The following is a 25,751-nucleotide window of genomic DNA, read 5'->3' on the forward strand; positions in this document are numbered from 1 at the left end:
AAAGGAACCCCATGCCCGATCCCCTGCTTTCCGTGCGCGACTTCTCGGTCGTGTACGACGTCGATCCGCCCGTCCGGGCGGTGAGGAATGTGACCCTCGAGCTGGAGCGCGGCGAGATCCTCGGACTCGCCGGTGAATCCGGATGCGGCAAGACCACGCTCGCCTACGGCATCCAGCGGCTCCTCAAGGCGCCGGCCGTCATCACCGACGGGACCGTCGTGTTCCACGACGCGAACGGCATCGACGTCGATGTGAACGCGCTCGACACGGAGCAGATGCGCCGATTCCGCTGGGACAGGGTGTCGATGGTGTTCCAGGGCGCGATGAACGCGCTCAACCCCGTCGCCACGGTCGGCTCGCAACTGGAGGACGTCTTCGAGGTCCACCGCCCAGGGATGCGCCGGAAGGAGCGAAGGGAGGCCGTCGCCGAGCTCCTCGAGATCGTCAAGGTCGGATCCCAGCGGGCCCGGTCCTTCCCGCACGAGCTCTCCGGCGGCATGCGCCAGCGCGTGATGATCGCCATGGCGCTGGCCCTGCGCCCGCAACTGATGGTCATGGACGAACCGACCACCGCACTGGACGTCCTCGTGCAGCGCGAGATCCTCCGTCAGATCTCGCAGCTGCGCGCGGAGTTCGGCTTCTCGGTGATCTTCATCACCCACGACCTGCCGCTGCTGCTGGAGATCAGCGACCGCATCGCGATCATGCGCGAGGGCGAGATCGTCGAGCTCGACACGGCGGAGCGCATCTGGCGGGACCCGCAGGACGACTACACGAAGACCCTGCTGTCATCGTTCCCGCGGCTCACCGGCGAGCGAGGGGTGGTGACCAGATGAGCACCCTCGAACTGCGTCGCATCACCAAGGTCTACAGCGTGCGAGGTGCGGGCCAGCTCACAGCGCTCGACGACGTGAGCTTCACGCTCGAATCCGGGCGGACGATCGGCCTGGTCGGTCAGTCCGGCAGCGGAAAGTCGACGATCGCGAAGATCCTCACCCAGCTCGAGCGCCCCACCACCGGCGAGGTGCTGCTCGACGGCCGCCCGATCCCGCGTCGAGGTCGCGGTCTTCGGACGTACCGGCAGCAGCTGCGGATGGTGTTCCAGGATCCGTTCGCCTCCCTCAACCCGTACCACTCGATCCGATACCACCTGGAGCGCCCTCTGCGCCTGGACGACGTCGTGCCGAAGGACGAGACGGAGGCCGAGGTGCGACGCCTCCTCGAGCGGGTGCGTCTGGACCCGGATGCCGTGATCGACCGCCGTCCGCATGAGCTCTCCGGCGGGCAGCGCCAGCGCGTCGCGATCGCCCGCGCGCTCGCATCCCGACCCGCGATCCTCGTGGCCGACGAGCCCGTCTCGATGCTCGACGTCTCCATCCGTCTCGGCGTGCTGAACCTGCTCGCCGACCTGCAGCGCGAGGAAGGACTCGGTGTGCTGTACATCACCCATGACCTGGCCACCGCTCGTCATTTCAGCGATGAGATCATCGTCCTCAACCAGGGCCGCATCGTCGAGCACGGCACGGCGGACGACGTCATCCTGCGCCCACAGAACCCGTACACACAGGAGCTGCGCGCGGCCTCTCCCGACCCGGAACGACATTTCGCCGCCGCCGGTGAGCGTGGAGGTGCGCGATGACCGCGGTGGAACCCCAGCTGCCCGTCGATGAGCACGTCGACGCGGTCGAGGTCGGCACGACGGCGACGCGTGCCGTGGCCGGCCGCTCCCGGATCCCGTGGCGCTTCCTCGGCGGTCGCGCCGCCTTCTACCTGTTCACCCTGTGGGCGGCCCTGACGATCAACTTCTTCCTGCCGCGCATGATGAAGGGCGACGCGGTCAGCCAGTACCTCGCGCGCAATCGCAACGTCTCGCCGGAGGCGGCCGACGCCCTGCGCGCGCTGCTCGGACTCGACACCGACAAGAGCCTCTGGCAGCAGTACCTCGACTACTGGGGGCTGCTGCTGCAGGGCGACCTCGGCGTCTCGCTCCTGCACGGACTGCGCCCCGTCACCGAGGTCATCGGACAGGCGCTCCCGTGGACGATCGGACTCGTCGGACTCGCCACGATCGTGTCCTTCGCCGTCGGCACGATCGGCGGTGCGTTCATCGGCTGGCGCAGGGGCAGCCGCCTCGATGTCTTCATCCCGATCACGACATTCCTCAGCACGATCCCGTACTTCTGGCTCGGTCTCCTCGCGATCGCGGTGTTCTCGGTGAACCTCGGCTGGTTCCCGATCGGCAAGGCCTACGGCGTCGGGACGGTGCCCGGTTGGAACCTCGAGTTCGTCGGGCAGGTCATCCACCACGGCACGCTGCCGCTGCTGACCATCGTCATCGCGTCGCTGGGCGGATGGATGCTCGGCATGCGCAACATGATGCTGACGGTCCTCGACGAGGACTACATCACCGTCGCCCAGGCCAAGGGCATGCCCAATCGCCGGGTGCTGTGGGGATACGCGGCACGCAACGCCGTGCTCCCGCAGATCCAGAGCTTCGCGCTGTCGATCGGGTTCATCGTCGGCGGCACGATCGTCATGGAGATGGTCTTCAGCTATCCGGGCGTCGGCAAGTTGCTGCTGGATGCCACCAACGCGAAGGACTATGCGCTGATGCAGGGCGTGTTCCTCGTCATCACGCTGTCGGTGCTCGTCGCGAACATCCTCGCCGACGTCGCCTACGCGTTCCTCGACCCGCGCACGCGTCAGACGGAGAGCTGAACATGACCACCACAGACGCCGCCCGCAGGGCGGGCACCCCCGACACCTTCCTCATCCGCACGACGACCGGCGACGGCAGGCGTCCTGAGCAGAACCTGCGGGCCCGGTTGGCCGGCGCGTTCGCGATGTTCCGCAACGGCAAGTCGCTCACCGGCCTGGCGATCCTGGGGTTCTTCGTGCTGATCGCGATCTTCGCCGACGTGCTCGCTCCGTATTCGCCGACCAAGGTCGACAACTCCGCACGCCTGCAGCCGCCGTCCGCCGCGCACTGGCTGGGGACGACCCATATCGGCGAGGACGTCCTCAGCCAGGTGATCCACGGCACGAGAGGCGTCATCGTCGTCGGCTTCCTCGCCGCGGTGATCGCGACGGTCATCGCCATCACCGTCGGCGTCATCGCCGGATACGTCTCGGGGTGGAAGAGCGAATCGCTCTCCGCACTGACCAACGTGTTCCTCGTGATCCCCGGACTGCCGCTGATCATCATCGTCTCGGCGATGTTCGAGGAGCCTCCGCTCGTCCTCATCGCCGCCGTGCTCGGCCTCACCGGTTGGGCGTGGGGCGCGCGTGTGCTGCGCGCGCAGACGATGTCGCTGCGCAACAGGGACTTCATCCAGGCTGCGCGGGCCAACGGGGAGCCGCTGGCCCGGATCATCACGGTCGAGATGCTCCCGAACCTCATGGCGCTCATCGCCGCGAGCTTCGTCGGAACGGTCACCGCCGCGATCCTCGGTCTCACCACGCTGTCCTACATCGGCGTCATCCCGGTGACGACCTACAACTGGGGCACGATCCTCAACTGGGCCTCGGCGCAGGGCGCTTTCGGTCAGAACCAGTGGCGGTGGTACCTGCCCCCTGGGCTCTGCATCGCCGCGATCGGGGTCGCGCTGTCGCTGATCAACTTCGGGATCGACGAGTACGTCAACCCGCGACTGCGCTCGGCCGGAGAGCGTGCTCGCGCCATGAAGAAGAAGGGTCTCGACGTCAACGACGCCGTGACCACCGTCCGCTCGGAACCCGTCCGCGAGGCGGGTCGCACGCAAGAGAACACAGGAAATGACTGAGACGCTGCTCGACCTCCACCCGTACCGCAACGCCGCCCTGCCCGTCGAGGAGCGAGTCGCCGACCTGCTCGGACGCATGACCCTGGAGGAGAAGGTCGGGCAGATGCTGCAGCTCGACGCCAGGGACGACCTCGAGGACCATGTGCTCCGCCGTGGAGCGGGTTCCATCCTGCACACGTCGCCGGAGCGCATCGTCGCCGCCCGCGAACTGACTCTTCGCACGCGTCTGCAGATCCCGCTCATCGTCGGGGAGGACTGCATCCACGGTCACTCGTTCTGGCCGGGGGCGACGATCTATCCGACACAGCTCGGCATGGCGGCATCCTGGGATCCCTCCCTCGTCGAGAAGGTCGCACGCGCGACAGCCGTGGAGGTGGCCGCGACCGGCATCCACTGGACCTTCTCGCCCGTGCTCTGCATCGCCAGGGACCTGCGCTGGGGGCGGGTGAACGAGACCTTCGGTGAGGACCCGCACCTCATCGGCGAACTCGCGAGCGCCATGGTGCGCGGGTATCAGGGCGACGGGCTCGACGATCCGACAGCAATCCTCGCCACGGCCAAGCACTTCGCCGGCTACTCCGAGACGCAGGGCGGCCGGGACGCCTCGGAGGCCGACATCTCGCGGCGCAAGCTCCGCTCCTGGTTCCTCCCGCCGTTCGAACGCGTCGCGCGGGAGGGATGCCGCACCTTCATGCTCGGCTACCAGACCACCGACGGTGTGCCGATCACGCTGAACGACTGGCTGCTCAGCGACGTGCTGCGCGGCGAGTGGGGGTACACCGGCACGCTCATCACGGACTGGGACAACGTCGGACGCATGGTGTGGGAGCAGCGCGTGCAGCCGGACATCACGCGCGCCGCGGCGGCCGCGGTCCGCGCGGGCAACGACATGATCATGACGACGCCGACGTTCTTCGAGGGAGCGCTGGATGCCGTCGCGCGTGGTCTGCTCGCCGAGGACGCCTTCGATGCTGCGGTCGCCCGCATCCTCACCCTGAAGTTCGAACTCGGGCTCTTCGAGGATCCGCGGACGCCGCGTGCCGACCTCGATGCCGTCGTCGGCACGCCAGCGCACGCCGGACTCAACCTCGACGTCACACGGCGTTCGCTCGTGCTGCTCGAGAACGACGGAACGCTTCCGCTCGCGCCGTCCGCCACGCGGCGCATCGCGGTGGTCGGACCGCTGGCCAACGACGCGCAGGAGCAGCTCGGCGACTGGGCCGGCGGCTCAGGGCAGGCCGGCTGGCTGGACGGGCAGCCGCGGGAGATGATCACGACGGTGCTGGACGGGCTGCGTGAGATCGCGCCATGGGAGGTCGTGCATGCCCGCGGGGCGGACATCCTCACTCTGGAGCCCGACCCCGCAGGGGCCACCTGGCCCGACGGGCAGCCGCGGCCGCCGGTGGTGCGGTCGGTGCCGGCGGACGCCGCGCAGATCGCCGAAGCCGTCGACGCCGCGTCGTCCGCGGATGCCGTCATCACCGTCGTCGGCGACGCCCGGGGTCTCTACGGCGAGGGCCGCTCGACGGCCACGCTCGAGCTCCTCGGCGGGCAGGCCGCCCTGCTCGACGCGCTCGTCGAGTCGGGTACCCCGGTGATCGTCGTGCTCATGGCGTCGAAGCCGCTCGTGCTGCCGCCGTCCGTGCAGCGCGCAGCAGCCGTGCTGTGGGTCGCCAACCCCGGCATGCAGGGCGGGCGGGCGATCGCCGAACTGCTCACTGGGGCGATCGAGCCGACCGGTCGCCTGCCGATCTCGTTCGCCCGGCACGCCGGGCAGCAGCCGACGTACTACAACCAGATCCGCGGGCAGCACGGCGACCGCTACGCCGACCTCACCCAGGCGCCGGCGTGGGCGTTCGGGGAAGGACGTTCGTACACGACCGTGAGCTACACCGACCTCATGATCGAGGAGCCGGAGCTCACGGCATCCGCCACGATCACGGCGCACGTGACCGTGACGAACACGGGTTCCCGGCCGACCGTCGAGACCGTGCAGGTGTACGTGCGCGACGAGGTCACCAGCGTGAGCTGGGCCGAGAAGGAGCTGAAGACCTTCCGGCAGGTGGCGCTCGCCCCCGGGCAGACCGAGCGGGTTCGTATCGACTTCCCCGTCGCGGAGTGCACCATCGTCGATGCCGCCGGCGCGCGCGTCGTGGAGCCGGGGGAGTTCGCGCTGCTCGTCGGGCCGTCGTCACGCGACGACGTGCTGCTGTCCGCGCCGTTCAGGGTGAGCTGAGCCGCTCGTCCGGCCCGGCCGCCCGCCGCCTGTACGGGGCACAACTCCGGAGATTCTTCGCAGATCCCTGTGTTCGCGGCTCGTGCGGGCGCGAAGCGTGCGGATTCTCCGGAGTTGTGCCCGCCTCCGCGGCCGGGCTCCGCCGCCGGGCGACCGGCGCCGCGGGCCGGGGCTACAGTTGATCTGCCCCGCTCGGGGCGTTCACCCCTGGAGTTCCGCATGTCATCCGTCGACGACCGCGCGCGTTACCGGCCCCAGCCTTCCGTCCTCACCGCCCTGAGGTCGCCGAGGATCCTCACCCGTGAGGTCCTCGCGGGCCTCGTGGTCGGCCTCGCGCTGATCCCCGAGGCGATCGCGTTCTCCGTCATCGCCGGCGTCGACCCGAAGGTCGGGCTGTTCTCGTCGTTCATCATGGCCGTCTCCATCGCGTTCCTCGGTGGCCGCCCGGCGATGGTCACAGCGGCGACGGGGGCCGTGGCCCTCGTCATCGCCCCGGTCGCTCCGCTCTACGGCATGGACTACTTCATCGCCACGGTGCTGCTCGCCGGCGCCTTCCAGGTGCTCCTCGCCGTGCTCGGCGTCGCCAAGCTCATGCGCTTCATCCCGCGCAGTGTGATGACGGGATTCGTCAACGCGCTCGCGATCTTCGTGTTCAGCTCGCAGGTGCCTCATCTGTTGAACGTCCCGTGGCTGGTGTACCCGCTGGTCGCCCTCGGCATCGTCGTGATGGTCTTCATGCCCCGCATCACGAAGGTGATCCCCGCGCCGCTGATCTCCGTCGTCATCGTCACAGCGGTGGTCATCGTGTTCGCGATCCGGGTGCCGACCGTCGGCGACCAGGGCGAGCTGCCGCGGAGCCTGCCCGAACTGTTCATCCCGAACGTGCCCCTCACGTGGGAGACCTTCACGATCATCGCGCCCTTCGCGCTCGGTGTCGCGGTCGTCGGTCTCATGGAGACGCTCCTGACGGCGAAGCTCGTCGACGAGATCACCGACACCCGCTCGCGCAAGACCCGTGAGGCCTGGGGGCAGGGCGTCGCCAACATGCTGTCGGGGATCTTCGGCGGGATGGGCGGCTGCGCGGTCATCGGCCAGACGATGATCAACGTCAAGGGGTCCGGTGCGCGCACCCGCATCTCGACGTTCTTCGCCGGTGTGTTCCTGTTCCTGCTCGTCGTCGTCTTCGGAGACTTCGTCGCCACCATCCCGATGGCGGCGCTGGTGGCCGTGATGATCATCGTCGCGATCGGCGCCTTCGACTGGCACAGCATCCGTCCGTCGACGCTGCGGCGGATGCCGAAGAGCGAGACCGCAGTGATGCTCCTCACCGTGCTCGCGGTCGTCATCACGCACAACCTCGCCGTCGGCGTCATCGTCGGGGTGATCGCGGCATCCGTCCTGTTCGTCAGGCGTGTCGCGCACTTCGCGACGGTGACGCGCACGCTGACCGACGGGGTGGCGCACTACGTCGTCGATGGGGAGTTGTTCTTCGCGTCGAGCAACGACCTCACGACCCAGTTCGAGTACGCGGACGACCCCGAGCTCGTCGTCATCGACATGTCGCGTTCGCACATCTGGGATGCGTCGACGGTCGCCGCCCTCGACGCGATCGAGACGAAGTACGCCCAGCACGGCAAGACCGTCGAGCTTCGAGGGCTCAACGAGGCGAGCGGCACCTTCCGTGACCGGTTGACCGGCGGGTTCCCGCCCGCCTGAGCGCGGTCAGTCCGCCTCGCGGCGGTAGCGCCGATTCCGGATGGTGAGAAGCACGGATGCCGCCGCCGCGGCCAGGACGGATGCGGCGAGGATCGCCACCTTCGCATGGTCGTGCGCCGCCGTCCCCGGAGCGAAGCTGAGTTCGGCCACGAGCAGCGACACGGTGAACCCGATTCCGGCGAGCATGCCCACCCCGGCGATGTCCGTCCAGCGCAGGTCAGGGTCGAGGTCGATCCGCCGCACCCGGGTGATGATCCACGTCGCGGCCGTGATCCCGAGCGGCTTGCCGAGGACGAGGGCGAGGACGATCCCGATGACGATCGGATCGGAGACCGCCGATGCGATGCCCTCGGCTCCGCCGATCGCGACACCTGCCGAGAAGAAGGCGAAGACCGGAACCGCGAACCCCGCCGACAGCGGACGGAAGCGGTGTTCGAACTCCTCGGCGAGACCGAGGCCGGTCTCGTCCGCGCGCTCCGCCCTGCGGTGCAGCACGGGAACCGTGAACCCGAGCAGGACGCCGGCGATCGTGGCGTGGATGCCGGAGGCGTGCAGCAGCGCCCATGCGACGACGCCGATCGGCAGCAGGATCAGCCACGCGGCGCTCGGGCGCATGCGGAAGAAGCGGCGGTACACCTGCGCGATGGCCCCGTAGACCGCGATCACGGCGAGGGCGAGCAGTAGCGGGATGACCTCGACCGTCTCGGTGTAGAACACCGCGATGATGCCGATCGCGATGAGGTCGTCGACGACGGCCAGTGTGAGCAGGAAGATCCGCAGCGCGGCAGGAAGGTGCGATCCGATCACGGCGAGCACCGCGACGGCGAACGCGATGTCGGTGGCGGTGGGGATCGCCCACCCCCGGGATGCCTCCGCAGAACCGGCGACGACGGTGACGTAGATCAGCGCGGGGACGGCGACTCCGCCGACCGCCGCGACGATCGGCACGATCGCCGTGCTGAAGCGCCGGAGGTCGCCGCTGACGAACTCGCGCTTGAGCTCGAGGCCGACGAGGAAGAAGAAGATCGCGAGGAGCCCGTCGGCCGCCCACTCCCCGACGGACAGCCGCAGGTGCCAGGGCTCGTATCCGATCTCGAAGTCCCGAATCGCGAAGTACGTCTCCGCCCAGGGGGAGTTGGCCCACAGGATCGCCACGACGGCGAGGACGACGAGGAGCATGCCCCCGACCGTCTCCTTGCGGAGGATCTCACCGATGCGCAGGGATTCGGTGGCGGAGGAGGAGGGGAAGAGGGAGCGTGTGCGGGGTGCTTCGGACGGCATGGGCGTCTTTCGGGTCGACGACAGATGACGTCGACCAGGCTTCCCGACACTCCTCGAGACAGCCTAGCGGGCGCCGCCCTCCGTGCGCGCGCTCAGGAGTCCCTCAGCCGCGCCGTCGTCCCGCGCACGATGAGTTCGAACGGAAGGGCGGCCTGCTCCTCGGAGTGGGGCTCCGCGTTCGTCTCGAGCTTGGCGAGCACGGCATCCGCGGCCCGTTCGCCCTGCGCCAGCGGGAACTGATCGACGGTGGTGAGCCGGAAGAACTCGCCGAGCTCATGGCCGTCGATGCCGATGACCGACAGATCCTCCGGAACGCGGAAGCCCAGGTCGCGGGCGGCGAGGACGGCGCCGATGGCCATCTCGTCGGATGCCGCGAACACCGCCGTCGGACGGGGTCCAGGCCGCCCGAGCAACTGTTTCGCCGCGCGGTAGCCGCCGTCGACCGTGAAGTCCGCCGGCTCGAGATAGGCGGGATCGGGAATGACACCGGCATCGGCCAGTGCGCTCTCGAATCCCAGACGACGGTTCGTGGGGATGTGGAAGTCCATGTCGAACTCCGGGTTCGCCCCGATGTGCGCGATCGCGGTGTGGCCGAGCCCCAAGAGGTGCTCGGTGGCGAGTCGTGCCACGGCGAAGTCGTCCACCGTGAGGGTGTCGAGTCCGGGGTTGGGGCCGCCGATCGCGATGACGGGGAGACCGAGCGCGACCAGCAGGTCGGTCTCGTGGGCGTCGAGCTCGATCGCGACGGCGATCACGGCATCCACCCTCTGGCGGCGCAGCGCCGTCTCGAACACGCTCCGTCGCACATCCTCGTCCGCGGTGATGTTGTAGAGCGTGATGTCGTAGCCGCGGCGCATCAGTGCGCTGGAGACCCCGGAGAGCACCGTGCTGAAGAACCACCGGTCGAGGAACGGGACGATGACGCCGATGTTCTTCGTGCGGCCCGACGCCAGGCTCGACGCGCGCGACGAGACGACGTAGCCGAGCTGCTGCGCGGCCGTCCGCACGCGCTCGCGCGATGCCTCGGAGACGTATCCGCGGCCGCTGAGGGCGCGCGAGACCGTGGCTGTCGACACCCCGGCCAGTCGCGCGACCTCATCGATGCTGACCATGCGGCCCGATCAGCTCCTGATGTACCAGGCGGCGGTGTCGGCAGGGACGGCCGTGCCGTCGAACGGGCGGCTGCGGACGACGAACGTGACGCCATCGCCGAGCTCCAGCGGCTCGTCGCCCATGTTCGCCACGACATGCAGGTCGCCGCGGCGGAACGCCACTGCCGCGTCACCGAGGTCCTCCCACACGAGAGAACCGACGCCGAGCTCGCGCTCGCGCCGCTCCTGCAGCAGGGTCTTGTAGAGGTTCAGCGTGGAATCGGCATCCGCCTGCTCAACGTCGCGGGCGAACGACGCCCACTCGGCCGGCTGCGGCAGCCAGGAGTCGCCGGTGTCGTTGAATCCGAAGGCCGGAGCCTGCGCCTCCCACGGGATCGGGACGCGGCATCCGTCGCGACCGTAGCGCTCGCCCTCGGTGCGGAACCAGGTCGGGTCCTGACGGAACTCGTCGGGGATCTCCATCGCCTCCGGCAGCCCGAGCTCCTCGCCCTGGTACAGGTACGACGACCCGGGGAGGGCGAGCATGAGCGTGGTGGCTGCGCGTCCGCGGGCGAGACCGATCTCGGGGTCGGGCTTGCCCTCCGACTTCGGACCGATGCCCTCGCCCTGCGGGTTCTCCGCGGTCAGCGCCAGGCGCGACGCGTGACGGACGACGTCGTGGTTCGACAGCACCCAGGTGCTGGGGGCGCCGACGGCCCCGAACTCGTTCAGCGACTCACGGATGATGTCACGCAGCTGCGTGGCATCCCACGGCGTCATGAGATACGGGAAGTTGAAGGTCTGGTGCATCTCATCCGGACGCACCCACAGTGCCGTCTTCTTCAGCGTCGGCAGCCAGGCCTCACCGCACAGGGCGCGGTCGCCGTCGTACTCGGCGAGCACCTTGTGCCAGTCGCGGTAGATGTCGTGCACGGCGTCCTGGCCCCAGTACGGGACGTTCTCCTCGCCGCCGCCCATCGAGTCGGCATCCTCGACCGGAGCGTAGTCGGGCAGGCCGGCCTCCTTGACCATGCCGTGGGCGACATCGACGCGGAAGCCGTCGACACCGCGGTCGAGCCAGAAGCGCAGGATCGAACGGAACTCCTCGCGGACCTCTTCGTTGGTCCAGTCGAAGTCGGGCTGGGTGGCGTCGAAGATGTGCAGGTACCACTGGCCCGGCGTGCCGTCGGGCTCAGTGATGCGCTCCCACATCCCGCCGCCGAAGACGCTCTCCCAGTTGTTTGGGGGCAGTTCGCCGTTCTCACCGCGTCCGTCGCGGAACACGTAGCGGGCGCGCTCGGGGCTGCCCGGCGCCGCCTTCAGCGCCTGCTGGAACCAGACGTGCTGGTCGGAGGAGTGGTTGGGGACGAGGTCGACGATGACGCGGATGCCGCGGGAGTGCGCCGCCTCGAGCATCTCGTCGAAGTCGGCGAGGGTGCCGAAGATCGGGTCGACGTCGCGGTAGTCGGCGACGTCATAACCGGCATCCTTCTGCGGGCTCGTCATGAACGGGCTCAGCCAGATCGCGTCGACGCCGAGCTCCTGCAGCGAGTCGAGGCGGCTGGTGATGCCGGGGAGGTCACCGATGCCGTCACCGGAGGCGTCGGCGAAGGAGCGCGGGTAGATCTGGTAGATCACGGCGCTCCGCCACCACTCGGAACCGGGCGCTGCGAACTGTTCGATCTCTGTCATGCGTCGAGCATACTGCAAACGCTTACAGGGCCTCTAGGGTGCCGCTCGGCGGGGAGTCGTTCGCACGGATGCAGGGGCCGGGCACGGATGCAGGGCGACACGCCGCCGGATGACCCTGCAGGCGTGCGAGCGCCCTGCATCCGTGCGGGGATCAGCGGGCACCGTGTGGAGATCAGTCGCCGAGGACGATGTTCGTCGGGGTCTCGCCGCGCAGCATCCGCTCGATCTGGCCGCGGATGAGCTTCGTGATGCGCGGATTCATGGCCGTCGACGCGCCGCCGACGTGCGGCGAGATGAGGACGCCGTCGGTCTTCCAGAGCGGATGCTCCGCGGGAAGCGGCTCGGGATCGAGCACATCGAGGGCCGCACGGATGCGACCCTCCTGGCGTACGAGCGCGTCGGTGTCGATGAGCGTGCCTCGCCCGACGTTGACGAGCAGGGCGCCGTCGGCCATCGCGCCGAGGAGCTCGTCGTCGAAGAGGTGGTGGGTCTCGTCGCCGCCGGGGAGGGCGAGGATGATGATCTCGGCGTCGGGGACGAGGGAGGGCAGCTCGTCGATCGCGTGCACCTGCACGCGTCCGAGCCGCTCATGCCAGACCGGGCGGGCGGTGCGCGCCACCACTGTCAGGTCGATCTCGAACGGCTCGAGGCGCATCGCGATCGCCTCGCCCACGCCGCCGAAGCCGACCAGCAGCACCCGGCGGTCGGCGAGGCTCTCGGCGAACACCGGCGACCACTCGCCGTGCTGCTGCGCGAGGACGAATCGGGGCAGCTGACGCTGCGCGGCGAGCGTCAGCGCGAGGGTGATCTCGGCGGTGGAGGTCTCGTGCACGCTCGCGGCGTTCGCGAACGGGATGCCGTCCGGAAGCAGCTCCGAGACGCCGTCGTATCCGATCGACTGGCTCTGGACGAGGCCGATGTCGAGGCCCTCCAGATTGCGGAGCGCCTGCGTTCCTCCCATGTAGGGCTGGACGGCGAGGTCGATCCGCTCGCGCGGCGCGGGGGACTGCATGTCCCAGACGGCGAGCTCGACCCCCTCAGGGAGCGAGCCGAGGCGGTCGGCGAGTTGCGGTGTGGGAACGGTGACGAAGAGGCTCACACGACGAGCCTATCGACCGGTCGCCGGCCGCGGAGTACGCTCGGCCTGCAACGGGCACCTCGAGGAGGAGGACGCATGATTCCCGAGATCAATTACTGGGCCGTGCTGATCGCCACAGTGGGGAGCATGATCGTCGGCTCCATCTGGTACACGCCCAAGGTGTTCGGCAGACGGTGGGCCAAGCTCGCCCGCGTCGACCTGAACGACCCGAACATGACGGCGGCCCAGGCCTGGATGCCGCTCGTCATCGGTGCCGTCATGGGGTTCGCGTCGGCATGGGTGCTCGCCGGAGCATCCGCCATCTCGTGGCACTTCTACGACGGGTCGTTCTTCGGCGCGGCGATCGTGACCGCGATCCTGCTGTGGGCCGGCTTCACCGCCGCGCGGTTCATCACGCACGACGGCTTCGAGCGGCGCCCGACCACACTCACGGTCCTCAACATCGCGCACGAACTCGTGACGTTCCTCGTCATGGGCGCCGTGATCGGACTGTGGCCGCCCGCCGGAACGGTCTGACCGGCCCGGCGTTCCCTCGTCCGCAGCATCCGTCCGTCGGTGTCCGCCCGTGCGCCCGCCTGCCCCGCAGGCATCCGCCGCCCGCCTGCTTCACCCCACGGATGCAGGGTGAGAGCACGCACGCAGGGCGACACGCCGCAGGATGCTCCTGCATTCGTGTCTCGGCCCTGCAAGCGTGCGCGCGAGGAGGCCGGTGAAGGCGTGCGGGACCCGTGATCCTGCAGGCGTGCGGGAATGAGGAGCGGGGAAGGCGTCCCGACTCAGGCGGCGACGCGCGTGACGGCGGCGATCGCGCTGGCGAAGAACCCCAGCCCGTCGACGCCGGAGCGCATGGCGGCCGAGGTGTCCGGTCCGAAGCCCGGCTCGGTGGCGTGCTCCGGGTGCGGCATGAGGCCGACGACGTTCCCCGCCTCGTTCGTGACGCCGGCGATGTCGCGCAGCGACCCGTTCGGGTTCACGCCGGTGTAGCGGAACGCCACCTGGCCCTCACCCTCGAGACGGTCGAGTGTCTCGTCATCGGCGATGTATCCGCCCTCACCGTTCTTCAATGGGATGACGATCTCCTGGCCGCGGCGGAATGTGTTCGTCCACGCGGTGTCGGAGTTCTCGACGACCAGCTTCTGGTCGCGCCGGACGAAGTGCTGGTGGTCGTTGCGGATCAGTCCACCGGGCAGCAGGTGGGCTTCGACGAGCATCTGGAATCCGTTGCAGATGCCGAGGACGGGCATGCCCTTCGCCGCGGCATCCTTCACCTCGGCCATGATCGGCGACAGCGCGGCGATCGCACCGGAGCGCAGATAGTCGCCGTAGCTGAAGCCGCCGGGGAGGACGAGTGCGTCGACGCCCTCGAGATCGTGGGAGCCGTGCCACAGCGCGACGGCCTCGCCGCCGGCCAGGCGGACGGCGCGCTGCGCGTCGCGATCGTCGAGAGACCCCGGCCAGGTGATGACGCCGATGCGGACGCTCACTCGACGACCTCGATGCCGACGACATCCTCGATGACCGAGTTGGACAGCACGTCCTCCGCGAGCTTCTTCGCCTGGGCGAGCACCTCATCGGTGACCTCGCCGTCGACGGTGAGCTCGAAGCGCTTTCCGATGCGCACGTCGCCGAAACCGGTGACGCCGAGGCGCTCGAACGCGCCGGAGACGGCCTTCCCCTGCGGGTCGAGCAGTTCGGACTTGGGCATGACGTCGACGACGATGGTGGGCATGAACGGCTCCGGAAGTCGCGGGAAGGCGGGCAGGTTCAGTCTACTGGCCACCTGATGCGCTGCGCGGCGCCTTCGGGGGCGCCCTCGACGGGACCGGACCCGCCCTCGCTCGTCGCGGGAAGTCAAGGCCCCCGGCGGACGCGAGCCGGGGTGACTATGGTCGCGCTCATGAGGAGATTTCGAGGTGTGCTCGGCGCGGCGGTCGTCCTCGTCCTCGCGCTGACGGGCTGCGGCATCCAGGTCCCGGCGGATCCGCACGGGACCACCGAGCGGGTCGAGGGCGGCGTGCTGCGGGTCGGCGTGACGGACAATCCGCCCTGGGTCGTCCTCGACGGCCCGGGAGACCCGGCGGGCACCGAGGTCGACCTCGTCTCGGGCTTCGCCGGCCGGCTGGACGCCGAGGTCGAGTGGACGGAGGGCAGTGAAGCGCGGCTTCTCCAGGACCTGGAGCGCGGCAGGATCGACATGGTCGTCGGCGGCTTCCTCGACGACACCCCATGGTCCGACCGGGGCGGCATGACCCGCGTCTACACCGAGGTCAGCGGGGAGGACGGTCCGGAGAAGCACGTGATGATCGTGCGCATGGGCGAGAACCGCCTGTTGTCCACCCTCGAGTCGTACCTGCTCGAGGAGGTGGGATCATGACCCGCCGGTTCGGCCGGACGGAGCTGCCCGAACGCCAGGAGGGCCTCGCCCACGCTGCCGTGCGGATCGAGTGGCTCACCATCGGGTATCTCGCCGTCACGATCACCGCGGTCTTCGTGGTCATGGGCAGTTCGCAGGCCATGAAGGCGGCCTGGATCGAGGACCTGCTCTCGCTCGCTCCGCCCATCGCGTTCCTCGTCGCGATGCGCATCGTGAACCGGCCGCCGACGCGCAAGTACCCGTACGGCTTCCACCGCTCCGCCGGTGTCGCGCACCTCGTCGCCGGGGTCGCGCTGTTCGCGATGGGGGCCTTCCTCATCATCGATTCCGTCACGGGGCTCATCAGCGCGGAGCATCCGCCGATCGGGACGATCGTGCTGTTCGGGCAGTCCATCTGGCTCGGGTGGCTGATGATCGGTGTGATGGCGCTGACGATCCCGCTGCCGATCTACTTCGGCCGGGTGAAGATGCGGCTGGCGAAGGAGCTGCACGACAAGGTCCTGTACGCGGATGCCGACATGAACAAGGCCGACTGGATGACGGCGGTGGGGACGATCGCCGGTGTGACCGGCATCGGCTTCGGCCTGTGGTGGGCGGACTCCGCTGCGGCTCTCCTCATCGCCGCGAGCATCCTCTGGGACGGCGTGAAGAACCTGCGCGGCGCCATCACGGATCTCATGGACACGGCGGCGACGACCTTCGACGACAGCGAGCCGCACCCGCTGAGGGCGAAGATCGACGATCACCTGCGCGGACTGCACTGGGTGGAGGAGGCCGGATCACGCGTCCGCGATCAGGGACACGTTCTCCATGTGGAGTCGTTCATCGTTCCGCGGAAGGGCAGGATGCCGTCGCTGCGGCGCCTCACGAAGGCGCGCGATGACTGCATCGCCCTGGACTGGAAGATCGAGGACATCGTCCTCATCCCCATCGACGAGCTGCCGGAGGAAGTGGGTGGCGACAGCGGCGACCGTCAGTCCGAGCGCAACCGGTGATCGGCCTCAGGAGTGGAACACCGTGTGCAGGTCGCCGATGAGGTCGCGGCCGCCGAGGCCGTCGATCTCGAAGAGCACCGAGATCCCGACGACGTGGGATCCGAGACGCTCGATCAGCTGGCGACCGGCGGCGAGCGTGCCGCCCGTCGCGAGGACGTCATCGATGAGCAGCACTCGCGACCCGGCAGGCAGGTCGTCGTGCATCTCGATCGTCGCTGTGCCGTACTCGAGCGCGTAGTCCACTGACGCGGCGGGCCGGGGGAGCTTGCCGGCCTTGCGGATGGGGATGAGCCCGGTTCCTGCGGCGATCGCCGCTGCGCCGGCGATGAGGAATCCCCGCGCTTCGATGCCCGCGATGACGTCGAACTGGCCGGCGAACGGCTCGATGATCGCATCCGTGGTCGCACGCAGCGCCTCGGCATCGGCGAGCAGCGGGGTGATGTCGCGGAACAGGATGCCCGGTTCCGGGTAGTCCGGGATGCTCCGGATCAGCGCCTCGGCGCGGGCGAGGGCGGGGGTTTGTTCGGTGGTGGGCACCTGGCAAGGGTACTCGCGGTGCACAACTCCGGAGAATTCGGCCGGATCGGGCTGAGCGGCTGCCGTCGGCACCTGAATCCGCGAAAAGTTCCGGAGTTGTGCCCGTGCGGCGAGGAGGCACGCGGATGCTTGACAACCATGGGAGCGCTCCCATACAGTGATCCGACAGCTTGTGGGAGCGCTCCCATACGCTGGCAAGCCCCGAACCACCTCTGCAACACCACCGCACACAAAGGAGTGAACCGTGAACACATCCACGCGCCGACGGATGCTGACCACAGCAGCCGTCGCATCCGTCTCCGCCCTCGCCCTCGCCGGCTGTGCCGCCGACGGCGGCAGCGGATCCGAGTCCAGTGGCGACGAGAACGTCACCCTGACGATCACCACCTTCGGCACGTTCGGCTACGACGACCTCTACGAGGAGTACGAGGAACTGCACCCGAACGTGACCATCGAGGCCACGAACATCGACACCGGTGGCAACGCCCGCACCGACGCCTTCACGAAGATCGCCGCCGGCTCCGGCCTCAGCGACATCGTCGCGATCGAGGAGGGCTGGCTCGGCGCCATCATGGACGTCTCCGACACCTTCGTCGACCTCCGCGACTACGGCATCGAGGACCGCAAGGGCGACTGGGTCGACTGGAAGTACGAGCAGGGCGCCGACGCCGAGGGCCGCGTCATCGGCTACGGCACCGACATCGGCCCCAGCGGCATCTGCTACAACGGCGCCGCATTCGAGGCCGCCGGCCTGCCGAGCGACCGCGAGTCCGTCGCCGAGCTGCTCGACGGAGGCTGGGAGACGTACTTCGAGGTCGGCGCCGACTACACGGCCAAGACCGGCAAGGCCTGGTACGACCACTCCGGCTTCGTCTGGAACGCCATGGTCAACCAGCTCGACGAGGGCTACTACACCTCGGACGGCGAGCTGAACGTCGAGGGCAACGCCGAACTGCAGGAGCGCTTCGAGCTGCTCGGCGCCGCCACCGAGGGCGGCCAGTCCGCCGCGCAGGCGGCATGGGACTGGAACGGCGGCAAGTCGTTCGTCGACGGCACCTTCGCCACGTTCGTCTGCCCCGGCTGGATGCTCGGTGTCGTGCAGGGGCAGGTCGAAGCCGGTGGCGGCGACGCCGAGACCGGCTGGGACTTCGCCGATGTCTTCCCCGGTGGTGCGGCCAACTGGGGTGGCGCCTGGCTGTCGATCCCGGAGTCGTCCGCGCACAAGGAGGCGGCCGCTGAGCTCGCCGACTGGCTGACCCAGCCCGAGCAGCAGGTGAAGCAGTCCACCGCAGCCGGCAACTTCCCCTCGACCACCGAGGCGCAGGAGACCCTCGCCGCGGATGCCGCGCCGAACGCGTTCTTCAATGACGCACCGACCGGATCGATCCTCGCTGAGCGCGCGAAGGGCGTCGTGGCGCAGTTCAAGGGTGCCGACGACTCGATCATCCAGGAGAACGTCTTCGGGCCGGCGCTGAGCGCGCTCGACCGCGGCGAGACCGACACGCAGGGCGCCTGGGACCAGGCCGTCAAGCTCCTCAACGAGCTGGTCGGCTGACCCGACGCACTCGCATCGACGGGCCCGGCGTTCGCGCCGCGGCTGCCGGGCCCGTCGATGCATCCCGACGACGTCAAGGACTCCTCATGACTCTCACCGCCCCACCGGAGCAGCGCACAGAGGGCACAGCCTCTGCGGCGACGCCCGCCGCGAAGCGCTCCCTGCGCCACCGCCTGTCGCGGTTCGACCAGAACGCCTCCCCGTACTTCTACGTGTCGCCGTTCTTCCTGCTGTTCGGACTGGTCGGACTGTTCCCGCTGCTGTACACGATCTACGTCGCGGTGTTCGAGTGGGACCTCCTCAAGGGCCAGGGGGAGTTCGTCGGACTGGGCAACTTCGTCGAGATCCTCGGCGACGGGATGTTCTGGAACTCGATCTTCAACACGCTGAGCATCTTCCTGCTCTCGGCGATCCCGCAGCTGTCCGTCGCCCTCCTCATCGCCTATCTCCTCGACAGGGGCCTTCGCGCTCCGACGTTCTGGCGCATGAGCGTCCTCATCCCGTTCGTCGTCACGCCGGTCGCCGTCGCCATCATCTTCTCGAGCATCTTCAATGAGGCCGACGGCCTCGCCAACAACCTGCTCAACCTCATCGGCATCGTCGACCAGGAGTGGAAGCACAACACGTTCCTCTCCCACATCGCCATCGCGACGATGGTGAACTTCCGCTGGACGGGCTACAACGCCCTGATCCTGCTCGCCGCGATGCAGGCCGTGCCGCGGGACCTGTACGAGTCCGCCGCGATCGACGGCGCCGGCCCCGCTCGCCGGTTCTTCTCGATCACGATCCCCACGATCCGGCCGACGCTCATCTTCGTCATCATCACCGCGACGATCGGCGGTCTGCAGATCTTCGCCGAGCCGCGACTGTTCGACGTCTCCACGGCCGGCGGCATCGGCGGCAGCGACCGCCAGTTCCAGACGACCGTGCTGTTCCTGTGGGAGATGGCGTTCTTCCGGCGGAACCTCGGAGAGGCATCCGCCGTCGCGATCCTGCTGTTCCTGCTCATCGTGGCGATCGGCGTGATCAACTTCCTGCTCTCCCGGCGCATCGCCACGGGGGCGGGGCCGACGCCGAACCGCGCTGCACGCCGTCGCGCACGCAAGAATCAGGAGGTGGCGCGATGACCGCCACGCAGGCATTGAGTGTCCCGGAGCGCATCCGTCGCCGCCGCGGCGCATCGACGGGCACCGCGGGCATCGGCAGCCGCCCGGGCTTCCTCACCTACGGACTGCTGGCCGCGTTCATCATCGGCAGCGTGTACCCGCTGTGGTGGTCGGTCGTCGTCGCCAGCGGCACGAACGCCACCCGCGGCGAGACCCTGCCGCTGATCCCCGGCGGCAACTTCTTCGCGAACGCCGCGAAGGTGTTCGATGCGATCCCGTTCTGGCTGGCCCTGGGCAACTCGCTGCTCGTGTCGTCGATCATCACGATCTCCGTCGTCAGCTTCTCCACCCTCGCCGGGTACGCCTTCGCGAAGCTGCGGTTCAAGGGCCGCGACGGGATGATGATCTTCGTCATCGCGACCATGGCGATTCCCACGCAGCTGGGCATCATCCCGTTGTTCATGGTCATGCGCGAGCTCGGCTGGACGGGGTCGATCGGCGCGGTCATCGTCCCCACGCTCGTCACCGCGTTCGGGGTGTTCTTCATGCGCCAGTACCTCGTCGACGTCATCCCCGACGAGCTCATCGAGGCCGCGAGGATGGACGGGGCGAACCAGTTCCGCACCTTCCTCACCGTCGGCGTCCCCGCCGCACGCCCGGCGATGGCCATCCTCGGTCTGTTCACGTTCATGACGGCGTGGACCGACTACCTGTGGCCCCTCATCGTTCTCTCCCCCCAGAACCCGACCCTGCAGACGGCGCTGAGCCAGCTGCAGTCCGGGTATTACATCGACTACTCGATCGTGCTCACCGGTGCCGTGCTGGCGACCCTGCCCCTGCTCGTCCTGTTCGTGGTGGCGGGCAAGCAGCTGGTCAGTGGCATCATGGCGGGCGCGGTGAAAGGATGACCCATATGACGACCAGGCGGTTCCCGGACCAGTTCCTCTTCGGTGCGGCGACCGCCGCGTACCAGATCGAGGGCGCGGCTCTCGAAGACGGGCGCACAGCCTCGATCTGGGATGCCTTCACCCGTGTCCCCGGCGCGGTCATCGAGGGCGACAACGGCGATGTGGCGTGTGATCACTACCACCGCTACCGCGATGACGTCGCCATGATGCGCGATCTCGGGCTGCAGACCTATCGGTTCTCCACCTCCTGGTCGCGCGTGCGGCCGGACGGCGGTGCGGTGAACCCGAAGGGTGTCGACTTCTACAGCAGGCTCGTCGACGAACTGCTCGGCGCCGACATCCTGCCCTGGCTGACGCTGTACCACTGGGACATGCCGCAGGCGCTGCAGGAGAACGGCGGCTGGACGAACCGTGACGTCGTCGAGCGCTTCGTCGAGTACGCGGGCACGATGCACGACGCGCTGGGTGACCGCGTCAACGTGTGGACCACCCTGAACGAGCCGTGGTGCTCGTCGTTCCTGTCGTACACCGGTGGCGAGCACGCGCCCGGCCACACGAGCATCGCCGAGGGTCTTCTCGCGGCGCACCACCAGCTGCTCGCGCACGGTGAGGTCATCCGCGAGCTCCGAGGTCGCGACGCCGATCTGAACCTCGGGATCACACTGAACCACACGGTCGCGGATGCCGCGGACCCGAGCAACCCCGCCGACGTCGATGCCGCGCGTCGCGTCGACGGGCAGTTCAACCGCTGGTTCCTCGACCCCATCTACCGCGGCCAGTACCCGGCGGACATCGTCGAGGACTTCCGTGCGGTCGACGCGGAGGCCGTGGCCCGGTTCGAGGCCGCCGTCCGCGACGGCGACCTCGAGACGATCTCGCAGCCCATCGACACGCAGGGCGTGAACTACTACCACGGCGACTTCCTCGCCGGCGAGGCGCCGGAGAACCCGCCGGTCTCCGGTGGTCCGAGGACCGAGCGCAAGGGACGCAGCCCGTATCCGTCGGATGCCGGCATCCACGCGGTCGAGCGCGGCCTCGAGCGCACGGCGCAGAACTGGGAGATCCAGCCGGAGGGCCTCACCCGACTGCTGCGCCGCCTGTCGGACGAGTACACCGCCGAGCGCGGTGTCACGCTCTACGTCACGGAGAACGGGGCGGCCTTCGATGACGTCGTCGACGCCGACGGCCAGGTGCACGACGCGGACCGCGTCGCGTACGTGCGCGCGCACCTCGGGGCGGTTCTGGATGCCGTGGATGCCGGTGTCGACGTGCGGGGCTTCTTCTACTGGTCGCTCATGGACAACTTCGAGTGGGCCTGGGGCTACGACAAGCGGTTCGGCATCGTGCGGGTGGACTACGACACCCAGAAGCGCACGGTGAAGGACAGTGGCCGCGAGTACGCTCGGATCATCGCCGCCCGCGCCCTCTGATCGCCTCGCCGGGTCGGCAGAAGGGAGCACCGTGTCGACGCGCGCGACCATTGAAGAGGTGGCAGCAGCCGCAGGCGTCTCCCGCTCGACGGTGTCCCGGGTGGTCAACGGTTCGACGGCGGTGAGCCCTGAGGCGCTCACCGCCGTCCAGTCCGCGATCGCACAGCTGAACTACGTGCCCAACCGGGCTGCGCGTTCCCTGGCATCCCGGCAGACGAACGCGATCGCCCTCATCGTCCCCGAGGACACGACGCGGTTCTTCGGCGACCCGTTCTTCGCCTCCATCGTCGCGGGGATCACCGGCGCCCTCGGCGGGTCCGACTACCTCCTCAACCTGCTGATCGCCAGCGACGACCCCGGTGAGAAGATGACGAGCTTCGTGCGCAACGGCGGTGTCGACGGGGCACTGATCGTGTCGCATCACACCAGCGACGCGTTCGTCGAGCGCATCGCGGATGCCGTGCCCGTCGTCTGGGGTGGTCGTCCGCTGCATCAGCGCTCGAGCGAGTACGTCGTCGACGTCGACAACATCGCCGCCGCCCGCACGGCGGCACAGCATCTCGTCGATCTCGGTCGCCGCCGTATCGCGACGATCACCGGGCCGGTCACGATGCTCGCGTCTGTCGACCGGTTGCAGGGGTTCCGTGCCGCGTTGGCGGACGCAGGGCTCGCGCCCTTCGCCGAGCTCGAGGGCGACTACAGCGAGTCCAGCGGAGCGGAGGCCACGCGGTTGCTGCTCGCCGAGGGGCGGCCCGATGCGATCTTCGTGGCGAGCGACCTCATGGCGCGCGGCGCCATCACCGCTCTGCGTTCAGCGGGCCTTCGTGTCCCGGAGGACGTCGCGGTCGTCGGCTTCGACGATTCGCCGGTCGCCCTCACCGCGGACCCGCCGCTGACCACGGTGCGTCAGCCGATGTACGCCATGGGTGAGACGATGGCGGGCGTCCTGCTGTCGCGGCTCGCGGGGGAGGAGCCCCCGAAGGTGACGATGCTCCCGACCGAACTGGTCGTGCGCGCCTCGGCGTAGATCGGGACTAGGCCGCGACCTGCGCCTTGAGGGTGTTGTTCCACGGGTCGGCGAACGTGATCGTCCGACCGTCGTCGGCGACCTGGGTGCCGAAGTGGGTGAGACGCTCGTTCAGCTCGCCGAGGGCGTCCGCGTCCGGTAGGGCGAGGTCGACCTGGCCGAGGCCGAGGGCGGGCATCCGCGGACCCGCGCCCCGCGAGTTCCACACGTTCATCGCCATGTGGTGGTGGTATCCGCCTGCGCTGACGAACAGTGCCTGATCCCCCATCGACAGCGTCGCGTCGAACCCGAGGCGGCGGACGTAGAAGTCCCGCGCGGTCTCGACGTCTCCGACGGAGAGGTGCACGTGCCCGACCTGCGCGAGCGCGGTGTCCGTCGGTTCCTCGACGAGGTGCTCTCGGAGGAAGAGGTTCGGGTCGAGGTAGAGCGTGGCCATCTCGACCTGTCCGTGGGTCCACGACCACTCCGAGCGGTCGCGGTCCCAGTAGAGCTCGACGCCGTTGCCCTCCGGGTCCGTCAGATAGAACGCCTGACTGACGAGGTGGTCGGCGCTGCCGGTGAAGGTGTGCGGAGCGCGCTGCGCGACCGAGGCGAGGGCGGATGCCAGCGCCGCCTGCGACTCGAACAGGATCGCCGTGTGGAACAGACCGGCAGAGCCATGGGCGGCGTGCCGCAGCGACGGCGAGTGCTGCAGGATCACGATGGGCGTGGAGCCGCGACCGAGGACGACGGCATCGCCCTCCGCACTGAGCACCCGGAGTGTGATGACGTCGCGGTAGAAGGCCGTCATGGCATCCCGGTCGGCGACGAACAGGGTGACGGCCCCCATTGTTGTTGCCGCGGCAAGTTTTTCGTTCATGTCAGGTGACAACGCCTTCCGCTTCGATCTATTCCCTAGCTCCGGCCCATGCGTGCGAACGCGCCGAGGACGAGGCGTTCGGACTGCAGCAGGTAGGTCTCGAGCACCGTGGCGGCAGCGTCCGGACCGTCGTGGCGCAGCGCATCGAGCACCGCGCGGTTCTTGCGGACGAACGGCTCGTGCAGGGCGCGCGGATCGTCGATCTCGAGGAACACCAGTCGCAGCTCGGCGGCGAGGTTGCGATAGGTGCGGGCGAGGCGCGGGCTGTCCGCGAGATCGATGATCGCCACGTGGAAGGCCATGTTCGCGCTGCCCACCTCGCGCCAGGCCTGCTGGGGGAGGAGCCGCTCGGCCTCCTCCAGTGCGTCCTCCATCCGGCGGACGGCAGGATGCTGCGGCTCGCACTCTCGGAGGATCGTGCATTCGATGGTGCGCCGAGCGCGGTAGATGTCGATCACGTCCGCGATGGCGGGTGCGGCCACGGAGACCCCGCGATGAGGGGTGTGCTCGACGAGCCCCTGCTCCGCGAGGACGCGGTAGGCCTCCCGGACGGTGTTGCGCGAGACGGCGAATCTCTCGGAGAGCATCGCCTCCGAGAGTTTCGAGCCCGGCGCGAACTCTCCGTCGATGATGCTCTGCCGCAATGCGTCTGCCAGTACACCCTGTTGGATCACGCCTTCATGTTAGGGGTGCATGTCGGCTTCGTAGCATCCTGGAAACAATTGTGTAGAACAATCTGACCCGTAAGTGTTCTACACTCGGTGTCACCCGACACCCAACAACGACGATGGGACCCTCCTCCAATGTCAGAGCAGACTCAGACTGATGCGAAACTCGCGGCGGTGAAGAAGCGCGCCGGCCGCAGTGCCGTCATCGGCGCGATCTTCCTGATGGCCACCAGCGCCATCGGCCCCGGCTTCATCACGCAGACCGCGACGTTCACCGCACAGATGGGTGCGGCCTTCGCGTTCGCCATCCTCGTCTCCGTGCTCATCGACATCGCCGTCCAATTGAACATCTGGCGCATGATCACCTCGTCCGGCAAGCGCGCCGGCGAGCTCGCCAACGCCGCCATTCCCTTCTCCGGCCACGTCATCGCGATCCTCGTCGTCATCGGCGGCCTCGCCTTCAACATCGGCAACATCGCCGGTGGCGGCCTCGGTCTGAACGCCCTGCTCGGCATCGACCCGAAGATCGGCGGGCTCCTCACCGCAGCGCTGGCGATCATCATCTTCCTCATCAAGAAGGCCGGGAAGGTGATGGACATCGTCCTCATCGTCCTCGGCGTCGCGATGATCGTGATGACGGTCATCGTCGCGGTCGTGTCGCAGCCTCCCATCGGCGACGCCCTCCGCCAGACGTTCGTCCCGGACGAGCTGAACTTCGCCACGATCACGACGATCGTCGGCGGCACCGTCGGCGGGTACATCACCTACTCCGGCGCGCACCGCTACCTCGATTCCGGGCACGTCGGCCCGAAGCACGCGGGCCCGGTCATGCGCGCGGCGGCCAACGGCATCGTCATCACCGGCATCATGCGCTACGTGCTGTTCCTCGCCATCCTCGGCGTCGTCGCATCCGGTGTGGCCCTCGACCTCTCGAGCCAGGCGGCGAACCCCGCCGGCCAGGCGTTCGGAGTCATCCTCGGTGACGCCGGTCTTCGCATCTTCGGTGCGATCTTCTGGGCGGCCGCTCTCAGCTCCGTGATCGGCGCCGCGTACACGTCGGCGACGTTCCTCTCCACGTTCAGCAAGAAGATGCGCGGCGGTTGGCCGCTGCAGCTGGGCACCGTGGCGTTCATCGTCGTCTCGCTGCTCGTGTACCTGTCCATCGGCACGGCCCCCGCGGCGATCCTCGTCTTCGTCGGCGGATTCAACGGCCTGATCCTCCCGATCGGACTGACCGTCTTCATGTACATCGGTTGGTTCCGCCGCGACCTGCTCGGCACGCGCAAGTACCCGATGTGGCTGCTCATCGCCGGGACGCTCGTCACGCTGCTGACCTGGTACATGGGTATCGTCTCGGTCGGACCCATCTTCGCCTTCCTCGGAATCGGAGCCTGA

Annotated in this window: 24 protein-coding genes; 15 read left to right on the forward strand and 9 right to left on the reverse strand. The window is 68.6% G+C overall.

Annotated elements, in window-relative coordinates:
- Positions 1-11 precede the first annotated feature (11 nt).
- From HD600_RS07310 to HD600_RS07335, 6 genes are all read left to right on the forward strand, one after another.
- Positions 12-836, forward strand: coding sequence for an ABC transporter ATP-binding protein (locus tag HD600_RS07310; protein WP_184282623.1), 825 nt, complete (start codon positions 12-14; stop codon positions 834-836).
- Positions 833-1,639 (forward strand): ABC transporter ATP-binding protein, encoded by an 807-nt coding sequence (locus tag HD600_RS07315; protein WP_184282625.1) that lies wholly within the window; start codon positions 833-835, stop codon positions 1,637-1,639. Before HD600_RS07310 ends, HD600_RS07315 begins: the two co-directional genes overlap by 4 nt.
- Positions 1,636-2,718, forward strand: coding sequence for an ABC transporter permease (locus HD600_RS07320; RefSeq protein ID WP_184282627.1), 1,083 nt, complete (start codon positions 1,636-1,638; stop codon positions 2,716-2,718). Before HD600_RS07315 ends, HD600_RS07320 begins: the two co-directional genes overlap by 4 nt.
- A 2-nt stretch (positions 2,719-2,720) precedes the next feature.
- Positions 2,721-3,782, forward strand: coding sequence for an ABC transporter permease (locus HD600_RS07325; RefSeq protein ID WP_184282629.1), 1,062 nt, complete (start codon positions 2,721-2,723; stop codon positions 3,780-3,782).
- Entirely contained in the window at positions 3,775-6,018 is a 2,244-nt protein-coding gene (locus HD600_RS07330) for an exo-beta-d-1,3/1,6-glucosidase (protein WP_184282631.1), read from the forward strand. Before HD600_RS07325 ends, HD600_RS07330 begins: the two co-directional genes overlap by 8 nt.
- 219 nt (positions 6,019-6,237) lie before the next feature.
- Positions 6,238-7,734 (forward strand): SulP family inorganic anion transporter, encoded by a 1,497-nt coding sequence (locus HD600_RS07335; RefSeq protein WP_184282633.1) that lies wholly within the window; start codon positions 6,238-6,240, stop codon positions 7,732-7,734.
- Positions 7,735-7,740: 6 nt separating this feature from the next.
- On the opposite strand, the gene nhaA is transcribed toward HD600_RS07335, so the two are convergent.
- The 4 genes from nhaA to HD600_RS07355 form a co-directional block, all read right to left on the reverse strand.
- Positions 7,741-9,015: a Na+/H+ antiporter NhaA gene (nhaA, locus tag HD600_RS07340; protein ID WP_184282635.1), complete on the reverse strand. Its 1,275-nt coding sequence runs from the start codon at positions 9,013-9,015 to the stop codon at positions 7,741-7,743.
- 92 nt (positions 9,016-9,107) lie between these two features.
- Entirely contained in the window at positions 9,108-10,127 is a 1,020-nt protein-coding gene (locus HD600_RS07345) for a LacI family DNA-binding transcriptional regulator (RefSeq protein WP_184282637.1), read from the reverse strand.
- A gap of 9 nt (positions 10,128-10,136) precedes the next feature.
- The gene (locus HD600_RS07350; protein WP_184282639.1) at positions 10,137-11,798 is read right to left on the reverse strand and encodes a glycoside hydrolase family 13 protein; all 1,662 of its coding nucleotides are present in this window, start codon (positions 11,796-11,798) and stop codon (positions 10,137-10,139) included.
- A 172-nt stretch (positions 11,799-11,970) separates the two neighbouring features.
- Positions 11,971-12,897: a 2-hydroxyacid dehydrogenase gene (locus tag HD600_RS07355; RefSeq protein ID WP_338402176.1), complete on the reverse strand. Its 927-nt coding sequence runs from the start codon at positions 12,895-12,897 to the stop codon at positions 11,971-11,973.
- A 75-nt stretch (positions 12,898-12,972) separates the two neighbouring features.
- Here HD600_RS07355 and HD600_RS07360 point away from each other — a divergent pair, with 75 nt between their 5' ends.
- Complete coding sequence (locus tag HD600_RS07360) at positions 12,973-13,413, forward strand: DUF1761 domain-containing protein (RefSeq protein ID WP_184282641.1); 441 nt, start codon at positions 12,973-12,975, stop codon at positions 13,411-13,413.
- A 260-nt stretch (positions 13,414-13,673) separates the two neighbouring features.
- On the opposite strand, the gene purQ is transcribed toward HD600_RS07360, so the two are convergent.
- Together purQ and purS are read right to left on the reverse strand one after the other, a co-directional pair.
- Positions 13,674-14,381: a phosphoribosylformylglycinamidine synthase subunit PurQ gene (gene purQ / locus HD600_RS07365; RefSeq protein ID WP_184282643.1), complete on the reverse strand. Its 708-nt coding sequence runs from the start codon at positions 14,379-14,381 to the stop codon at positions 13,674-13,676.
- On the reverse strand, positions 14,378-14,626 hold the full coding sequence (gene purS, locus HD600_RS07370; RefSeq protein WP_144794416.1) for a phosphoribosylformylglycinamidine synthase subunit PurS: 249 nt from the start codon (positions 14,624-14,626) through the stop codon (positions 14,378-14,380). Before purS ends, purQ begins: the two co-directional genes overlap by 4 nt.
- Before the next feature lie 168 nt (positions 14,627-14,794).
- Here purS and HD600_RS07375 point away from each other — a divergent pair, with 168 nt between their 5' ends.
- Together HD600_RS07375 and HD600_RS07380 are read left to right on the forward strand one after the other, a co-directional pair.
- Positions 14,795-15,271 carry a transporter substrate-binding domain-containing protein gene (locus tag HD600_RS07375; protein ID WP_144794418.1) on the forward strand — a complete coding sequence of 159 codons (477 nt, stop codon included), beginning with the start codon at positions 14,795-14,797 and terminating at the stop codon, positions 15,269-15,271.
- Entirely contained in the window at positions 15,268-16,266 is a 999-nt protein-coding gene (locus tag HD600_RS07380) for a cation diffusion facilitator family transporter (RefSeq protein WP_144794420.1), read from the forward strand. Before HD600_RS07375 ends, HD600_RS07380 begins: the two co-directional genes overlap by 4 nt.
- Positions 16,267-16,272: 6 nt before the next feature.
- On the opposite strand, the gene HD600_RS07385 is transcribed toward HD600_RS07380, so the two are convergent.
- Positions 16,273-16,803 carry an adenine phosphoribosyltransferase gene (locus tag HD600_RS07385; RefSeq protein ID WP_184282645.1) on the reverse strand — a complete coding sequence of 177 codons (531 nt, stop codon included), beginning with the start codon at positions 16,801-16,803 and terminating at the stop codon, positions 16,273-16,275.
- Between the two features lie 244 nt (positions 16,804-17,047).
- Here HD600_RS07385 and HD600_RS07390 point away from each other — a divergent pair, with 244 nt between their 5' ends.
- The 5 genes from HD600_RS07390 to HD600_RS07410 all read left to right on the forward strand — a co-directional run bounded on the left by HD600_RS07390 (position 17,048) and on the right by HD600_RS07410 (position 22,829).
- Positions 17,048-18,358 (forward strand): ABC transporter substrate-binding protein, encoded by a 1,311-nt coding sequence (locus tag HD600_RS07390; RefSeq protein ID WP_338402177.1) that lies wholly within the window; start codon positions 17,048-17,050, stop codon positions 18,356-18,358.
- An 86-nt stretch (positions 18,359-18,444) separates the two neighbouring features.
- Positions 18,445-19,485 (forward strand): carbohydrate ABC transporter permease, encoded by a 1,041-nt coding sequence (locus HD600_RS07395; RefSeq protein ID WP_144794426.1) that lies wholly within the window; start codon positions 18,445-18,447, stop codon positions 19,483-19,485.
- The gene (locus HD600_RS07400) at positions 19,482-20,372 is read left to right on the forward strand and encodes a carbohydrate ABC transporter permease (RefSeq protein WP_144794428.1); all 891 of its coding nucleotides are present in this window, start codon (positions 19,482-19,484) and stop codon (positions 20,370-20,372) included. The genes HD600_RS07395 and HD600_RS07400 overlap by 4 nt, the downstream gene beginning before the upstream one ends.
- A 5-nt stretch (positions 20,373-20,377) precedes the next feature.
- Positions 20,378-21,802 carry a GH1 family beta-glucosidase gene (locus tag HD600_RS07405; RefSeq protein ID WP_184282647.1) on the forward strand — a complete coding sequence of 475 codons (1,425 nt, stop codon included), beginning with the start codon at positions 20,378-20,380 and terminating at the stop codon, positions 21,800-21,802.
- A 31-nt stretch (positions 21,803-21,833) separates the two neighbouring features.
- Positions 21,834-22,829, forward strand: coding sequence for a LacI family DNA-binding transcriptional regulator (locus HD600_RS07410; protein WP_144794432.1), 996 nt, complete (start codon positions 21,834-21,836; stop codon positions 22,827-22,829).
- 7 nt (positions 22,830-22,836) lie between these two features.
- Here the strand turns inward: HD600_RS07410 and HD600_RS07415 are convergent, their stop codons facing one another.
- On the reverse strand, positions 22,837-23,688 hold the full coding sequence (locus tag HD600_RS07415) for a VOC family protein (RefSeq protein ID WP_184282649.1): 852 nt from the start codon (positions 23,686-23,688) through the stop codon (positions 22,837-22,839).
- A 35-nt stretch (positions 23,689-23,723) separates the two neighbouring features.
- Positions 23,724-24,362 carry an FCD domain-containing protein gene (locus HD600_RS07420; protein WP_184282651.1) on the reverse strand — a complete coding sequence of 213 codons (639 nt, stop codon included), beginning with the start codon at positions 24,360-24,362 and terminating at the stop codon, positions 23,724-23,726.
- Between the two features lie 129 nt (positions 24,363-24,491).
- Here HD600_RS07420 and HD600_RS07425 point away from each other — a divergent pair, with 129 nt between their 5' ends.
- Positions 24,492-25,751 (forward strand): NRAMP family divalent metal transporter, encoded by a 1,260-nt coding sequence (locus tag HD600_RS07425; protein WP_184282654.1) that lies wholly within the window; start codon positions 24,492-24,494, stop codon positions 25,749-25,751.

It is taken from the genome of Microbacterium ginsengiterrae (assembly GCF_014205075.1).
Taxonomy (GTDB): domain Bacteria; phylum Actinomycetota; class Actinomycetes; order Actinomycetales; family Microbacteriaceae; genus Microbacterium; species Microbacterium ginsengiterrae.

What these genes read in the sequence shown, in the direction of transcription:
- HD600_RS07310 (WP_184282623.1), top strand. Translation starts at nt 12, where the DNA reads ATGCCCGATCCCCTGCTTTCCGTGCGCGACTTCTCGGTCGTGTACGAC.
- HD600_RS07315 (WP_184282625.1), top strand. Translation starts at nt 833, where the DNA reads ATGAGCACCCTCGAACTGCGTCGCATCACCAAGGTCTACAGCGTGCGA.
- HD600_RS07320 (WP_184282627.1), top strand. Translation starts at nt 1,636, where the DNA reads ATGACCGCGGTGGAACCCCAGCTGCCCGTCGATGAGCACGTCGACGCG.
- HD600_RS07325 (WP_184282629.1), top strand. Translation starts at nt 2,721, where the DNA reads ATGACCACCACAGACGCCGCCCGCAGGGCGGGCACCCCCGACACCTTC.
- HD600_RS07330 (WP_184282631.1), top strand. Translation starts at nt 3,775, where the DNA reads ATGACTGAGACGCTGCTCGACCTCCACCCGTACCGCAACGCCGCCCTG.
- HD600_RS07335 (WP_184282633.1), top strand. Translation starts at nt 6,238, where the DNA reads ATGTCATCCGTCGACGACCGCGCGCGTTACCGGCCCCAGCCTTCCGTC.
- nhaA (WP_184282635.1), bottom strand. Translation starts at nt 9,015, where the DNA reads ATGCCGTCCGAAGCACCCCGCACACGCTCCCTCTTCCCCTCCTCCTCC.
- HD600_RS07345 (WP_184282637.1), bottom strand. Translation starts at nt 10,127, where the DNA reads ATGGTCAGCATCGATGAGGTCGCGCGACTGGCCGGGGTGTCGACAGCC.
- HD600_RS07350 (WP_184282639.1), bottom strand. Translation starts at nt 11,798, where the DNA reads ATGACAGAGATCGAACAGTTCGCAGCGCCCGGTTCCGAGTGGTGGCGG.
- HD600_RS07360 (WP_184282641.1), top strand. Translation starts at nt 12,973, where the DNA reads ATGATTCCCGAGATCAATTACTGGGCCGTGCTGATCGCCACAGTGGGG.
- purS (WP_144794416.1), bottom strand. Translation starts at nt 14,626, where the DNA reads ATGCCCACCATCGTCGTCGACGTCATGCCCAAGTCCGAACTGCTCGAC.
- HD600_RS07375 (WP_144794418.1), top strand. Translation starts at nt 14,795, where the DNA reads ATGAGGAGATTTCGAGGTGTGCTCGGCGCGGCGGTCGTCCTCGTCCTC.
- HD600_RS07380 (WP_144794420.1), top strand. Translation starts at nt 15,268, where the DNA reads ATGACCCGCCGGTTCGGCCGGACGGAGCTGCCCGAACGCCAGGAGGGC.
- HD600_RS07395 (WP_144794426.1), top strand. Translation starts at nt 18,445, where the DNA reads ATGACTCTCACCGCCCCACCGGAGCAGCGCACAGAGGGCACAGCCTCT.
- HD600_RS07400 (WP_144794428.1), top strand. Translation starts at nt 19,482, where the DNA reads ATGACCGCCACGCAGGCATTGAGTGTCCCGGAGCGCATCCGTCGCCGC.
- HD600_RS07405 (WP_184282647.1), top strand. Translation starts at nt 20,378, where the DNA reads ATGACGACCAGGCGGTTCCCGGACCAGTTCCTCTTCGGTGCGGCGACC.
- HD600_RS07415 (WP_184282649.1), bottom strand. Translation starts at nt 23,688, where the DNA reads ATGAACGAAAAACTTGCCGCGGCAACAACAATGGGGGCCGTCACCCTG.
- HD600_RS07425 (WP_184282654.1), top strand. Translation starts at nt 24,492, where the DNA reads ATGTCAGAGCAGACTCAGACTGATGCGAAACTCGCGGCGGTGAAGAAG.